The organism is Bradyrhizobium sp. U531, from assembly GCF_051710265.1.
Classification (GTDB): Bacteria; Pseudomonadota; Alphaproteobacteria; order Rhizobiales; family Xanthobacteraceae; genus Bradyrhizobium.
The window spans coordinates 382,002-396,748 of the sequence record NZ_JASVEN010000003.1 but is presented as its reverse complement, the minus strand read 5'-3'; the positions used below and the strand labels follow the sequence as shown (position 1 = coordinate 396,748).

General features: G+C 65.7%; 13 protein-coding genes. 8 read left to right on the top strand and 5 right to left on the bottom strand.

All coding sequences use genetic code 11. The features are described from left to right. Positions 1 to 169 precede the first annotated feature (169 nt). Positions 170 to 1,231 (bottom strand): isocitrate/isopropylmalate dehydrogenase family protein, encoded by a 1,062-nt coding sequence (locus tag QRQ56_RS18125; protein ID WP_438741925.1) that lies wholly within the window; start codon positions 1,229 to 1,231, stop codon positions 170 to 172. 174 nt (positions 1,232 to 1,405) lie between these two features. Here QRQ56_RS18125 and QRQ56_RS18120 point away from each other — a divergent pair, with 174 nt between their 5' ends. Then, entirely contained in the window at positions 1,406 to 2,794 is a 1,389-nt protein-coding gene (locus tag QRQ56_RS18120; protein ID WP_438741924.1) for an MFS transporter, read from the top strand. 5 nt (positions 2,795 to 2,799) lie between these two features. Here QRQ56_RS18120 and QRQ56_RS18115 read toward each other — a convergent pair whose 3' ends face one another. Continuing rightward, the gene (locus QRQ56_RS18115; protein WP_438741922.1) at positions 2,800 to 4,419 is read right to left on the bottom strand and encodes a B12-binding domain-containing radical SAM protein; all 1,620 of its coding nucleotides are present in this window, start codon (positions 4,417 to 4,419) and stop codon (positions 2,800 to 2,802) included. 313 nt (positions 4,420 to 4,732) lie between these two features. On the opposite strand from QRQ56_RS18115, the gene QRQ56_RS18110 reads away from it, so the two are divergent. From QRQ56_RS18110 to soxA, 7 genes are all read left to right on the top strand, one after another. Further along, on the top strand, positions 4,733 to 5,182 hold the full coding sequence (locus tag QRQ56_RS18110) for a (2Fe-2S)-binding protein (RefSeq protein WP_438741921.1): 450 nt from the start codon (positions 4,733 to 4,735) through the stop codon (positions 5,180 to 5,182). Positions 5,183 to 5,194: 12 nt separating this feature from the next. Beyond that, positions 5,195 to 7,381 (top strand): molybdopterin cofactor-binding domain-containing protein, encoded by a 2,187-nt coding sequence (locus QRQ56_RS18105; RefSeq protein ID WP_438741920.1) that lies wholly within the window; start codon positions 5,195 to 5,197, stop codon positions 7,379 to 7,381. A gap of 46 nt (positions 7,382 to 7,427) precedes the next feature. Next, positions 7,428 to 8,711 carry an FCSD flavin-binding domain-containing protein gene (locus QRQ56_RS18100; protein WP_438741919.1) on the top strand — a complete coding sequence of 428 codons (1,284 nt, stop codon included), beginning with the start codon at positions 7,428 to 7,430 and terminating at the stop codon, positions 8,709 to 8,711. A 192-nt stretch (positions 8,712 to 8,903) separates the two neighbouring features. Continuing rightward, the gene (gene soxX / locus QRQ56_RS18095; protein WP_438742342.1) at positions 8,904 to 9,347 is read left to right on the top strand and encodes a sulfur oxidation c-type cytochrome SoxX; all 444 of its coding nucleotides are present in this window, start codon (positions 8,904 to 8,906) and stop codon (positions 9,345 to 9,347) included. A 4-nt stretch (positions 9,348 to 9,351) separates the two neighbouring features. Next, positions 9,352 to 9,819: a SoxY-related AACIE arm protein gene (locus QRQ56_RS18090; protein WP_438741918.1), complete on the top strand. Its 468-nt coding sequence runs from the start codon at positions 9,352 to 9,354 to the stop codon at positions 9,817 to 9,819. Next, positions 9,819 to 10,136, top strand: coding sequence for a thiosulfate oxidation carrier complex protein SoxZ (soxZ, locus tag QRQ56_RS18085; RefSeq protein WP_438741917.1), 318 nt, complete (start codon positions 9,819 to 9,821; stop codon positions 10,134 to 10,136). Before QRQ56_RS18090 ends, soxZ begins: the two co-directional genes overlap by 1 nt. Further along, entirely contained in the window at positions 10,133 to 10,912 is a 780-nt protein-coding gene (gene soxA / locus QRQ56_RS18080) for a sulfur oxidation c-type cytochrome SoxA (RefSeq protein ID WP_438741916.1), read from the top strand. Before soxZ ends, soxA begins: the two co-directional genes overlap by 4 nt. A 52-nt stretch (positions 10,913 to 10,964) precedes the next feature. Here soxA and QRQ56_RS18075 read toward each other — a convergent pair whose 3' ends face one another. From QRQ56_RS18075 to QRQ56_RS18065, 3 genes are all read right to left on the bottom strand, one after another. Continuing rightward, positions 10,965 to 12,617, bottom strand: coding sequence for a regulator (locus QRQ56_RS18075; RefSeq protein WP_438741915.1), 1,653 nt, complete (start codon positions 12,615 to 12,617; stop codon positions 10,965 to 10,967). Then, entirely contained in the window at positions 12,614 to 13,327 is a 714-nt protein-coding gene (locus tag QRQ56_RS18070) for a cysteine hydrolase family protein (RefSeq protein WP_438741914.1), read from the bottom strand. The genes QRQ56_RS18075 and QRQ56_RS18070 overlap by 4 nt, the downstream gene beginning before the upstream one ends. 349 nt (positions 13,328 to 13,676) lie before the next feature. Then, complete coding sequence (locus QRQ56_RS18065) at positions 13,677 to 14,624, bottom strand: hypothetical protein (protein WP_438741913.1); 948 nt, start codon at positions 14,622 to 14,624, stop codon at positions 13,677 to 13,679. Positions 14,625 to 14,747: the final 123 nt, after the last annotated feature.

The following is a 14,747-nucleotide window of genomic DNA, read 5'->3' as shown; positions in this document are numbered from 1 at the left end:
CGATGCCTAGCCGCGGCTCAGTGTTTTGCCCGACGGGTCAACTTGATCGCGGCCGCGAACGCCTCGCGACACGCTTCGAAAATCCCTTATCAATCAAGGGGCCTTCTACTGTGCATGGGGTTGTTTTTCGATATTTTGGTTTCGGGCCGCAGAAAAAATGCGGCAGCCCTCACCCCGCCTGCAACACCTCCGCGATCGCCGCGCCCGCAGCGATGGTGCCGAGCCTGCCGCCGACATCCCGCGTCGCGCGGCCCTCGCCGATCGATTTGGCCACCGCCGCCTCGATCGCACGCGCGGCCTCTTCATAGCGCACGGCGCCGCTTCTCTCGCCGTGCCAGGCGAGCAGCAAGGCCGTCGAGAGGATCAGCGACACCGGATTGGCGACGTCCTTGCCGGCGATGTCAGGCGCCGAGCCGTGCGCGGCCTGCGCCATCGCATAGCGGTCGCCGACATTGAGCGAGCCGCCGAGGCCGAGGCTGCCGGAGAGCTCGGCGGTGAGATCGGACAGGATGTCGCCGAACATGTTGGTGGACACCACGACGTCGAAACGGTCGGGGCTACGCACCACATGGGCCATCATGGCATCGACCAGGATGTCGTCGACCACGAGCCCGGGATAGTCCTTGGCCGCCGCGCGGCAGATGTCGAGGAACATGCCGTCGCCGATCTTCAGCACATTGGCCTTGTGCACGATGGTGAGGTGCCTGCGCCGCTTCATCGCCAGGCGGCAGGCCGCGTGCGCGATGCGCTCGCAGCAGAGGCGCGTGATCCTTCGCAGCGAGATCACGACGTCGGGCGTGACCAGCATCTCGCCATTGCCCTGCTCCAGATTGCGATCGGCGTAGAAGCCTTCGGTGTTCTCGCGGACCACGACGAGGTCGAATTCACCGAGCCGGCCGGGCCGCCCCGCATAGGTACGCGCGGGCCTGATATTGGCGTAGAGGTCGAGGTTCTTGCGAAAATGCCTGGACGGGTTGATCTCGCCGCGTGCCTCGTCCTTGAAGTCGAAGGTCGCGGTCGGCCCCAGGATCAGGCCGTCCGCGGCGCGGACGATATCGAGAAGCTCTGGCCGCACCGTGGTGCCTGACAGCTTCAGGCTGGCATGCCCGACTGCGTGCTCCTCCAGGCGCAGATTGAGCTGGAAGCGCTCGGAGGCCGCGCGCAGCACGCCCGATGTCGCGGTCGTGATCTCGGGTCCGATGCCGTCACCGGGCAGAACGATGATTTGCATGGCGTTTCCCCTGGATTTGCAATCATGCCGCGATCATACGCCGGTGCGCGGCGACATCGCCTCGCCTTCGCGCATACACAGCATGCAAGCATATGCCTGTGGAAGGCGGCCCCGCCGTAGTACATGCGAAATGACTTCTCTTGAGCCGCGCCGCCGGAGCCACGCGCCAACGCAATGACAATCACGTTACCCGCCGCCGCGCGCGAGCCCGACCACCCCGTCGCCGACGGCCTCCCAGCAGCCCAGCGCCGCTGGGCGGTCGCCGCGATCTTCACCGCGCTGGCGATGGCCTCGCTCGACACCGCGATCGCCAACATCGCCCTGCCCGCCATTGCCGCCGACCTGCATGTCTCGCCGGAGCAATCGGTCTGGGTCGTCAACGTCTACCAGATCGCGCTGGTGGCGACGCTGCTGCCGCTGGGAGCACTCGGCGAGATCGTCGGCCACCAGCGCATCTATCTCGGCGGCCTGATCCTGTTCACCATCGCGTCGCTGTTCTGCGCGGTGGCGTGGTCGCTGGAGAGCCTGTTGCTCGCGCGCACGCTGCAAGGCCTCGGCGCCAGCGGCATCATGAGCGTCAACACGGCGCTGGTGCGCTTCGTTTATCCCGGACGGATGCTCGGCCGCGGCCTGGGCCACAACGCGCTGGTGGTCGCGACCGCCTTCACCTTCGGGCCCACGATCGCATCGGCGATCCTGGCGATCGGCCCGTGGCCGTGGCTGTTCGCCGTCAACATCCCCTTTGGCCTGATCGCGATCGGCATCGGCTTTGCGATGCTGCCCAAGACGCCGCGCGCCGATCACGGCTTTGATTTCCTGGGCGCGATGCTCGCGTCGGCCTGCCTCGGCCTGTTCATCACCGGCATCGGCAGTGCCGCGCATAATCTGTCGCCTGTTGTCGTCGGCATCGAGCTGGTCGCGGCGCTCGCGCTCGGCTTCGTCCTGACGCGCCGTCACGCCGATCATCCCGCCCCGATGCTGCCGATCGACCTGTTCGGCCGGCCGATGTTCGCGTTGTCGGCAGCGACCGCGGTCTGCTCCTTCACCGTGCAGGGCCTCGCCTTCGTCTCACTGCCGTTCTATTTCGAGGATGTGCTGGGACGCTCGCAGGTCGAGACCGGCTTCTTCATGACGCCATGGCCGCTGGTGGTCGGCATCATGGCGCCGATCGCCGGCCGCCTGTCCGACCGGCACGCGGTCGGCCTGCTCGGCGGCATCGGGCTCGTGCTGCTCGGCATCGGCATGGCGCTGCTCGCGACGCTGCCGGCCAATCCCGCCATCGCCGACATCATCTGGCGGATGGTGATCTGCGGCATGGGGTTCGGTTTCTTCCAGGCGCCGAACATGAAGGCGGTGATGTCGAGCGCGCCGCCGCATCGCAGCGGCAGCGCCTCCGGCATCGTCGCCACCGCGCGCCTGACCGGACAGACGACGGGCGCGGCGCTGGCCGCGCTGTGCTTTGCGCTCGCCGGTCACGAGGGCGCGACCGTCGCGCTGGCGCTCGGCGCGGGGTTCGCCGCGCTCGGCAGCGTGATGAGTTTTCTGCGGCTCGCGGTGAAGTAAGCCCCTCAGGCCAGGTGGCGGGCCGCCGTGACGTCGATGGCCGCGGCGGGTATCGCCGGCGCGTCATCGAGCTCGGCGAGCCGCGCATCGATGGCATCGATCACCTTGCGGGAGAACGGCCCGAGATGGGCATAGGCCGCGATCATCTGCACCGCGATCCGCGCCGACGAGGTGTCGCGCTTGGCGCAGTTCATGAAGGTCTGCCACAGCGGCCCGCGCGCCTCGGGAATGGCGGTGATCACACGATGCACGGTCTCCATCGCCCCGACCCGCGAACGGATATCCCCTTCCGCGAGCTCGTGGCGCTGCCTGGAGCGGTCGAGCAGGGTCATGAGGCGATCGACGCGGCTTGCATAGGCGGCCGGACTATAGATGCGCTCCAGCACGGTCCTGTAGTCCGTCAAGATATCCCGCAGCGGCCGCACCGGATCGAAATTGATGCCGCTGGTGCACTGGTCGCCTCCCGTCGTCGATGCCAGATCATGGTCGGCGTGCAGCCGTCCCTCCTTCTCCAGCCGGCGCGTCAGCTGCGTGTTCGGCAACGCATAGAGCAGGCCGACCATGGCGACGGGGATCGCGGCCTCCTCGATGAAGTCGACCATCGCCTCCGCCATCGAGACCTTCTCGTTGTCGAAGCCGACGATGAAGCCGGCGGTGACCAGCATGCCGGCGGCGTAGATCTTGTGGATGCTCTCGGCGATGTTGCGCCGCGTGTTCTGCTTCTTGCGCATCGCGACAAGGGTCGCGGGATCCGGGCTTTCGATGCCGACGAAGATGCCGAAGAAATTGGCCTTGCCCATCAGCTCCAGGAGTTCGGGATCGTCGGCGAGATTGACCGACGCCTCGGTCGACAGCTCGAACGGATAATTGTGGGCGCGCTGCCATTCGGCGAGCTCAGGCAGGAACTGGCGCAGCGACTTCTTGTTGCCGATGAAATTGTCGTCCACGAAGTCGAGATGGCCGCGGTAGCCCATGTCGTAGAGGGTCTGGAGCTCGACGAACATCTGCTTCGTCGTCTTGGTCCTGGGCACGCGGCCGTAGAGCTCGATGATGTCGCAGAACTCGCAGGTGAAGGGGCAGCCGCGCGAATATTGCACACCGAGATAGAGATAGTCCTCGAACCTGAGCAGGTCGAAGCGCGGCACCGGCGTGCTGGTGACGTCGGCCTGGAATTTCGGTGCGGTGAAGACGCCGGAGCGCGCCCCGCCCTCCCAGGCCGCGATGAACTCCTCGATCACGCCCTCGGCCTCGCCGAGCACCCGGAAGTCGGCCTTCTCGTAGACGTGCGGGCTGGAGGTCGGATCGGGACCGCCGACGACGACGGGCTTGCCGGCCGCGCGGCATTCATCGATCAGGCGCAGCGTGTCGGCCTGCTGCGGCAACATGCCGCCGGTGAAGACGACGTCGGCCCAGGCGAGATCGTCATCGCCGAACGCCTGCGTGTTGCAATCGATCAGCCTGACGGTCCAGTCCTTGGGCAACATCGCAGCAACGGTGATCAGGCCGAGGGGAGCTGCCGGGCGCCGAACACCCATCAATTTGCAGGACTCGCCAAAACTCCAGAACGATTCCGCCGTGAACAGCGGATAGAGCATCAGCACGTTGCAGGGGCTCGGCACGATCATGGAACTCCTCTTGCGTCGTCCCAGTGTAGCAAAGCAAAGCCGCGTTGCACCCCGACAATGGTGGCAATGTTCACTGAACGGCGCCGTGCGGAACATGCCGGGCGTCGTCCCAGTCCGCATCCTGGCAGCGAGCGAAGACCTCGAGGCTGGCCGGGCGGGACGTCGGCCGCGACACCGCTCGGCCCATCATCTTCCCACACCGCGAAATTATTCAGCGGCCACCTTTCAGACTGTTGATTTGAACAGTTCCAGTTTGCCGGACACATTGCGCCCCGGAGTTCAATCGGTGGATTGGGCCAATCAGGGGACTGCGATGGCAAACCTAACAATCAACGGAAAAACCTTCACCCTCGACGTCGAGCCGGATACGCCGCTGCTCTGGGCGATCCGCGAGAATGCCGGGCTGACCGGCACCAAATACGGTTGCGGCATTGCACAATGCGGCGCCTGCACGGTTCACATCGACGGCGTCGCCACCCGCTCCTGCGGCGTTTCGGTCGGCGAGGCCGCGGGCAAGCGGATCACGACCATCGAAGGGCTCGCCAGCGGCGGTGCGCTGCACAAGGTGCAGGAGGCCTGGATCGCCCAGGACGTGCCGCAATGCGGCTATTGCCAGAGCGGCATGATCATGGCGGTGGCGGCGCTGCTGAGCGAGAAGCCGAAGCCGACCGACGCCGACATCGACGAGGCCATCACCAATATCTGCCGCTGCGGCACCTTCCAGCAGGTGCGCGAAGCGATCCACACGATCGCAAGCGCTTAAGGGAGCCGCCTCATGAACAAGCATGTTTCTCCCAAGATGAACCGTCGTGCCTTCGTCATCGGCAGCGCTACGCTGGGCGCCGGCCTTGCCATCGGCCTCGACATCCCCTTCGGCGGTCCCGCCGTGGTCCGCGCCGCCGACGGCTCGCCCGAGATCGGCGCCTGGGTGGTGGTCCGACCCGACGACACCGTGGTGATCCGCATCGCCCGCTCCGAGATGGGCCAGGGCTCGCTGACCGGCCTCGCCCAGCTCGTCGCGGAGGAGCTCGAATGCGACTGGACCAAGGTCACGACCGAATATCCGACGCCCGGCCAGAGCGTCGCGCGCAAGCGCGTCTGGGGCGATTTCTCCACCGGCGGCAGCCGCGGCATCCGCTCCTCGCAGGATTATGTCCGCAAGGGTGGCGCCACCGCGCGCGTGATGCTGATCCAGGCCGCGGCCGACGCATGGAAGGTGCCGCCTTCCGAATGCGCCGCCGAGAACAGCGTCATCACCCATAAGCCCTCGGGCCGGACCACGACCTACGGCAAGGTCGCGGAGGCTGCGGCAAAGCTGACGCCGCCGGCCGAGATCAAGCTGAAGGACCCCAAGGACTGGAAGCTGATCGGCAAGGGCGTGAAGCGCCTCGACACCGTCGACAAGACCACGGGCGCCATGATCTACGGCGCCGACGTCAAGCTGCCGGACATGCTGAACGCCGCGATCAAGGATTGCCCGGTCTTCGGCGGCAAGCTGAAGAGCTATGACGAAGCCAAGATCGCCGGCATGAAGGGCGTCCAGAAGGTCGTCAAGGTCGGCGACACCGCGGTTGCGGTCGTTGCCGACACCTGGTGGCACGCCAAGACCGCGCTCGAGGCGCTGCCGATCGTCTGGGACGAAGGCGAAAACGCCAAGGTCTCCAGCGAGTCGATTGCGAAATGGCTGGCCGAGGGCCTCGACGATTCGCAGCCGGCCTATGTCGGCAACAAGAACGGGGACGCCAAGGCGGCCATTGCCAGCGCCGCCAAGAAGGTGGAGGCCGTCTACTCCTATCCCTACCAGAACCACGCCACGATGGAGCCGATGAACGCCACCGCGATCTACACCGCGGACAAATGCGAGGTCTGGTGCGGCACGCAGAATGGCGAAGCGGCGTTCGCGGCGGTGCTGGAAGCCTCCGGCCTCCCCGCCGAGAAGTGCGACGTCCACAAGGTGATGCTGGGCGGCGGCTTCGGCCGGCGCGGCCAGACCGACTATGTCCGCCAGGCCGTGATGATCGCAAAGCAAATGCCGGGCACACCGATCAAGCTGCTGTGGTCGCGCGAAGAGGACATGGCCCACGGCCGCTATCACCCGATCACCCAGTGCAAGATGACCGGCGCGTTCGACGCCAACAACAATTTGGTCGCCCTGCACTACCGCCTGTCCGGGCAATCCATCCTGTTCTCGCTGCGCCCCGAAGCGCTGCAGAACGGCATGGACCCGGCGGCCTTCCAGGGCGTCGCTCAATCAGGCGAAGCCGCGATCGGCTATTCGGTGCCGAACCTGCTGGTCGAGCATGCAATGCGCAATCCGCACGTCCCGCCCGGCTTCTGGCGCGGCGTCAACGTCAATCACAACGCGATCTACATGGAGTGCTTCATGGACGAGCTGGCCCAGGCCGCTAGCCAGGACCCGCTCGAATTCCGCCGCAAGCTGATGGGCAATCACCCCAAACATCTGGCGGTGCTCAATGCCGTCGCCGAGAAGATCGGCTGGGACAAGCCGGCGCCGCAAGGCGTCTATCGCGGCATCGCCCAGGTGATGGGCTATGGCAGCTACGTCGCCGGCGCCGCCGAGATCTCGGTGACCGACGGCAGCAAGATCAAGGTGCATCGCATCGTCGCCTCCACCGATCCCGGCTACGTCGTCAATCCGGCGCAGGTGGAGCGGCAGATCGCGGGCTCCTTCGTCTATGGCCTTTCGGCGCTGTTCTATGGCGGCTGCACCGTAAAGGGTGGCAAGATCGAGCAGACCAATTTCGACAGCTACAATTCGATGCGCATCGGCGAGATGCCGAAGGTGGAATCGGTGATGGTGCCGAGCGGGGGGTTCTGGGGAGGCGTCGGCGAGCCCACCATCGGCGTTGCGGCGCCGGCGGTGCTCAACGCGTATTTCGCCGCGACCGGAAAGCGCATCCGCTCCGTGCCGCTGCGCGACCAGAACATCACCTTCGCCTGAGAAACGCCGCGGCGGCTACGATGGCCGCCGCGGCACTTTGCCTGGAATGATCCCGATGACCAGTCGCCCGATGACACGGCGGAATGCCGTGCTCGGCATCACCGCGGCAGCCGCAACGCTGGCGCGGCCGTCGATCCTGCGTGCGCAATCCACAGGACGAATCGTCGTGGTCGGCGGCGGCTTCGGCGGCGCGGCTTGCGCCCGCGCGCTGAAGCGCGCGCAACGAAATCTGCACGTGATCCTGATCGAGCCGAACGCGGTGTTCACGTCCTGCCCCTTCAGCAATGCGGTGATTGCTGGCCTGCGCGACATCGAGGCGCAGCAGTTCGGCTACGACAAGATCGCCGCCGACGGCATCACCGTGATCGGCCAGGCCGTGGCCGCGATCGACCCGGAGCGCCGCAGCGTCGTGACGAACGACGGCGTCGCACTGCCCTATGACCGTCTCGTGCTTTCGCCCGGCATCGATTTCCATATCGAAGCCCTGCCCGGCTATGACGACGCCGCAGCGGAGAAGATGCCGCATGCCTGGCGAGCCGGCGCGCAGACCTTGCTGCTGCGCCGGCAGCTGGAAGCGATGAAAGACGGCGGCACGGTCGCCATCGCCATTCCTGCCAATCCTTCGCGCTGTCCGCCGGCGCCTTACGAGCGTGCCAGCCTGATCGCGCACTACCTCAAGGCCAACAAGCCCCGCTCGAAAGTCCTAATCCTCGATGCCAAGGACAGCTTCTCCCAGCAGCGCTTGTTCGAAAAGGCGTGGAAGGAGCTCTACGGCGACATGATCGAACGGATCGGCCTGTCGCAAGGCGGCCGCGTCACCTCGGTCGACCCGGCGACCATGACTATCGTCACCGAGTTCGGCAATTACACGCCTGATGTCGCCAACGTCGTCCCGCCGCAGCGTGCGGGCCGCATCGCCGATATCGCGGGCGCGGCCGATGCGACCGGCTGGTGCCCGATCGATCCCGTGAGCTTCGAGTCGAAGCTCGCCCCGAACATCCACGTCATCGGCGATGCCTGCCTCGGCGGCGGCATTCCCAAATCGGCCTCAGCCGCCGGCGCGCAAGGCAGGGCCTGCGCCGCGGCAATCGTGAATCTCCTCGCCGGCCGCGCGCCGGAGACGCCGCGGCTCACCGGCGTGTGCTACAACATCGTTGCCCCCGATTATGGTTTCTCCCTGGCCGGGAATTACCAGCCGAAAGGCGACATCTTCGCGGAGGTCGAGGGCGGTGCGACGAGCCCGGTCGATGCGCCGCGCGAGGTTCGGGCTCGCGAAGCCGCTGAAGCGGACCGCTGGTTTCAAACCATTACGGCGGAGACGTTCGGTTAGCGCATGATGGGACCAATCCGTCTCCACAAAGCCAGTGCGCTCCCTTCCCCGCTTGCGGGGGAGGGTTGGGGAGAGGGTGTCTCCGCCCGCGATAATCCCCAAGAGGAGAAAGCCCTCACCCTCGCCTTCGGCTCGACCTCTCCCGCAAGCGGGAGAGGTAAGTGGAGCTCGCGGCATCGCCGTGCGCACCGTCTGATATCTGCGCTTGCTGCGTTCATTGCTGCAGGCCTTACCCTCAGCTCGCATACCAAAGCGGACGAACTCGCCCCCTACACTATCGTCGGCGATGGCATCCCAATCTCGCTTACCGGCGCGCCGGGCGATGCCGCCCGCGGACGGGCGCTGGTGCTGGCGCGCACGACGACCTGCATCCTCTGCCATTCCGGCCCGTTTCCCGAAACCCGGTTCCAGGGAGACCTCGCGCCCGATCTCACCGGTGCAGGGAACCGCTGGACGGCCAGCCAGTTGCGGCTTCGACTGGTCGATGCGTCGCGATTCAACGCACAGACCATCATGCCGGCCTATTATCGCAACAACGGACTCGTACGGGTGGGCCGCAATTTTGCCGGCAAGCCGATCTTGTCCGCTGCGGAGATCGAGGACATCGTGGCTTTTCTTGCAACGCTTCGGGACTAGGTTCATGCCAACGACACGACGACAATTCCTGAACCTTGCCGGCGGCGCGACAGTCGCCGGAACGATCCCGATCGTCACCCTGCATCCGCTTCAGGCAACGCCGGCGATGCTCAACAGCGCGATCCGCAACGTCGTCGGCGAAGCGCAAATTCGCACCGGCAAGGTGAAGCTCGACATTCCGCCGCTGGTCGAGAACGGCAACACGGTCCCGATGACGGTGAGCGTTGCGAGCCCGATGACGGCAGATGATCACGTCAAGAGCATCCACGTCTTCAACGAGAAGAACCCGCAGCCGAACATCGGCAATTTCTACCTCACCCCCTCCTCAGGCCGGGCCCAGGTCTCGACCCGCATCCGCCTCGCCGACACCCAGAAGGTGGTGGCGATCGCGCGCCTGTCCGACGACAGCTTCTGGCAGGTTGCCGCCGACGTCGTCGTGACGCTGGCCGCCTGCACCGAGGAGATGAACTGATGGCCGCTCTCATCAACGTGCCCGCAAAGGCCAGGCGAGGTGACGTCATCGAGATCCGCGCGCTGACCTCGCACATCATGGAAACAGGCTTTCGCCACACAGCGGACGGCAAGCTGGTGCCGCGGGACATCATCACGAGCTTCTCCTGCCGCTACAACGGCACCGAGATCTTTCGTGCCGATCTGTTTCCAGCGATCGCGGCCAATCCCTATCTGTCGTTCTTCACGGTCGCCAGTGAGAGCGGCAAGGTCGAGTTCTCATGGATCGGCGACAACGGTTATTCCTCCACCGCATCGGCCTCGATCATCGTCGAATGAACCTCTGGCGCGCGATAGCGGCGGCAACATTGCTCGCAGCGGCGCCCGCCCTGCTCGCCGGCGAAATCCCGCGTGATGCGCGCCGATCCGGCTATTCCTTCATGGGGCCCGACACACGGGCGATGCAGGACGACGACACCTCCAACCCCGGCATGCTGTTCGTGCTCGATGGCGAGCAGCTGTGGGGCAAGAAGACGGGCAGCGCGGAGAAGGCGTGCGCGGATTGCCATGGCGATGCGAGCGGCAGCCTGAAGGGCGTTGCCGCACGCTATCCCGCCTTCGACAAGGCGCTCGGCCGCCCGGTCACGCTCGACCAGCGCATCAATCTCTGCCGGGCCAATCATCAGCAAGCGACGCCGCTGCCTTACGAGAGCCGCGACCTGCTGGCGCTCTCCGCCCTGATCGCCCATCAATCTCGCGGCGTCGCGATCACCGCCGGCGACGACCCGGACGTAAAGCCCTTCGTCGAGCAAGGCCGCGACCTCTTCATGCAGCGGGAGGGCCAGCTCAACCTCGCCTGCACGAACTGCCACGACGACAATTTCGACAAGCGCCTCGCGGGCGCGCCGATCACGCAAGGACAGCCCACCGGCTATCCGCTCTACCGGCTGGAATGGCAAACGTTGGGTTCGCTGGAGCGGCGCCTGCGCAGCTGCATGAGCGGCGTGCGGGCCCAGGCCTATGATTATGGCTCGCCCGAGCTGGTCGCACTCGAACTCTATCTGATGTCGCGGGCGCACGGCCTGCCGATGGAGACGCCGGCCGTCCGGCCCTGAAAGGAAAGCGGCCGGCATCGGCCGGCCGCTTCGCAGAATTCTGCGCGATGGCCTACTCCGCCGGTGCCGCCGACATCTCCGGATGGGCCGCATAATGCTCGCTGGCGCCGAGCTTGCTGGCCGCGAACAGGCCGGCGGCCATCACTGCGTAAGCCAGCGCGACCGCGGGCGTCACGCCGAAGCCGCCACCGATGCCAACGGCTTCGCCATGCATGAAGCCGAAATAGGTCAGCACGGCCCCGACCAGCGCGAAGGTTGACGCCTTCTCGAAATCGCGCTCGATGATGAAGACGCCGATCGCACCCAGGATGAGGCCGCCGAGGATGGAGCCGCCGCCCATCACCTCGAGGCCGTGATAGAACACGCCCTGCTGCGGCAGCGCGGCGATTGCGGCGGCCTTGACGGCGTCGGCCTTGTCGGCGGCCATGCCGCCGACACTTGCCGCCGCATTCATGGTCGAGCCCAGCATGGTGTCGATCTGCAGCTTGGCCCAGGCGGCCAGATGCGGGGTCAGCGCCAGCACGATCGCCGGCGCGTGCTTGACCGGCGTGGTCTGGAACGCCTGCGCGCCGATCAGCATGCCGATGTAGAGCAGGATCGGCGAGATCGCGACGACAGGCACGAGCGCCAGCAGCACCGAGATGATGCCGAACCAGGCCAGCACGATCACCATGAGACCGGTTGCCGCGGAGTAGCCGATGCGGCCCCCCATCGCCTTCCAGCCGGGATGGCCGATATAGACCGCGTTGATGAAGGGATTGCCCATCAGGCAGCCGATCAGGCTGACGACGCCGTCGGCGGTGAGCACGCGCGTGGTCGGATATTCGTCGCCGGCCGCCTCCGCGCTCTCGACATTGTCCATGGCTTCGACGAGGTCGTAGATGCCGAACGGAATCGCGGTGACGAGAATGATGCCGAGGAATTCGAAGCCGGAGAAGACGTAGCCCACGGCGGGAATCGGCACCGAGAAGCCGAAATTGGCGAAGGCCGCGCCGACGCCCGCAACGCTGAGGCCGCCGAGGCCGAGCCCGAACAGGTTCGATCCCCATGCGATGATCATGCCGGCGGCGATGGCGACGAGGCCGGCGGGAATGCCGCGCGGATATTTCACGCCGCCGAACCAGCTCACAAGAATGATGGCGAAGCAGATCAGGCCAATCTGCGGCGTCATGTACATTTCCAGCGCCGGGCGCATCGAGATGAAGGTGACGGAGACGCCGGCAAGTGTGCCGAGCAGCGCCGCGCGTGGCGTGACTTTTCGAATGAACGGCGCAATGAAGCCGCCGATCATGAGAATAAAACTCTGGAAGAACACCCAGACGAGGCCGGCCGACCAGCCCTTGAGCGGATCGCCCGTCTTCAGCGTGATCGGCAGCATGATCACGAAGGTGACGATGAACATGTGCGGCACGCTGACGCCCGAGGGCAGCGCGCAGACGTCGTTGCGGCCGGTCTTCTGCGCGAGGCTGTAGGCGAGATAGGCGTAGTAGAAGGTCGAGAGGCACATCATCAGCCCGAGCGCGGGCAGGATCCGGCCGAACACCAGCGAGTCCGGCATCTTCAAGACGAAGCGCAGCAGGCCCGTGAGCACCAGCATGTTGACGAGGATGTTGGTGCCGAAGCCGAAAAACGCGTTCCAGTCGCCCGATGTCCATAGCGCCGGCTTGAATTCGGGTTTGCCGGCCGTCCCCGTCAATGTGCTCATGATCGTCCCCCTGAAGTGGTCGAAGTCTTCATTGCCTCCAAGACTGCGGCTGAGTCCGCGACCCAGCCGAAGATGCCGCCCTGGGCCTTGATCATCTTCAGGCCCATCTCGTGAAATTCGGGGAAGTAGGACGCGCAGCCGTCGGAGATGACGACGCAGCGGTAGCCGCGGTCGTTGGCCTCGCGCACGGTGGTGTTGACGCACACTTCGGTGGTGACGCCGCACACCAGCAAATTCTCGATGCCGTATTTCTCCAGCACGTCGCCGAGCTCGGTGGCGTAGAACGCGCCCTTGCCGGGCTTGTCGATTACGATCTCGCAGTCGAGCGGATAGAGCTCGGGGATGATGTCGTGGCCGGCCGCGCCGCGAATGAGAATGCGGCCCATCGGGCCGGGATCACCGATCCGAAGGCTCGGTGCGCCACGCTCGATCTTTGCAGGCGGCGCGTCGGAGAGATCAGGCAGATGGCCCTCGCGGGTGTGGATCACCAGCATCCCGGTGTCGCGCGCTGCTTTCAGCATCGCGCCGATCGGTTTCACCGCACGCGCGAGCTGGCTGACGTCATTGCCGAGCGTCTCGCCGAAGCCGCCGGGCTCCATGAAGTCGCGCTGCATGTCGATGATGAGAAGCGCGGTGACGGACCAGTCGAGCCTGATCGGCTCGGGCTCGGCGCCAATGACGCCCCATGTCCGCTTGCTCGAGTCCAGCATGACGCCCGCCCCTCGCGAGAACTCTCTGTGTGAGGAGTTCTGCAAGCGCCGTGCCATTGTGTACAATGGCGATGGAGCGCGGGCGGCGATGAAATCGAACGTAAGCTCAGAAGGTTAGGCCGGAGACCGCGGCCTGCTCATTCCCTGTGCGACGGCTTTGCGGCGTGCATCTGCTCAAAGGATAGGCGCCCGCCGCCGTCATTCCGGGGCGACGCGAAGCGTCGAGCCCGGAATCCATCGGGCCGCAGTACGCGACGTGAAATGGATTCTCTGATGCGCAATTGCGCATCCTAGATCGCGCTACGCGCGCCCCGGAATGACGGGGAGAGTGCGTGGCGACGCCCTACCTCTACCGCCCCGCCCCATACAGCCGCCGATACTCGTCCTCATACGGCGCATAGGACTCCTTCAACGTCGCCATGTTGAGCAGCATGGTCGCCACCACAGCGCCGGCCTTGTCGAACACCCGTGTCCTGGCCCAGGCGCTTTCGGTGCGGCGGCTGCCGGAGAGCGCGACCACCTCGCGCTCGACCTCGTACTCCTCGCCCTCGAAGAGCGGCCCCTTCACGAGCCGGATCTCCTGGTCGGCGAACAGGCCGACGGCCGGGCCCTTGGTGGGCAGCGGATCGTCCTTGGAGCGGTACTGGAACAGCACGCTCAGCATCTCCATCGGGATGATGGCCCTGCCCCAGGGATTGTCGGCGCCGGAATAATAGGGCGAGTTCTCGGTGATGACCGCAAGCTTCTGGCGCAGCGAGAAGGGATAGAGGTCGCCCATGATCTGGTCGAACGCCATCCGCACCGTCTGCCGCTTGCTCGTGTGCGCGACCTTCACGTCGCGCAGGATCACGGGGTCAGTGAGCGGCTTGAGCTCACGCAGACGCAGGTCGAGGGCCGTCGGGCCGTCGACGATCGAGGCCGGCCCGCGCAGCACTTCAGTGCCGTCGCGTTTGACCATCTGAATTTGGCACTCCGGTTGCTCATCTGATGAGGCCATCAGGATCGCCTGCACCTCCTCGCCCTCGTAGCAGACGCTGCGATAGTGTGCGGACAGGCAGCCGGTCTCGAACCAGGCCTGCCCCCATTGCCGTTCGCCGAGCGGAGCGAACTGGCTGAAATGAGTGGGGCCTTCGATCGTGCCGCCCTTGAAGCCGAGCTTTTGCGCAGTCGCGTCGTCATGGATAGACGCGTGCGCGTCATAAGTTTGCGCCTGAAGCATCTGCCGCGGCTGCCGCCACGGTCCGACCAAGGCGCCTCCAGTCCGTGTGATCTCAGTCTCGAATGCGTTGGCAGCCATGATGTTCTCCGTAGCAAGCCATGACTAGCAGGAGCGCCACGGATGCGGCTAGCCATATTGACTTCGGCGGCCCATGCTTTTGACTGTCACAATTCGCGTCGCGCGGCCGCGATCCCTCCTGCA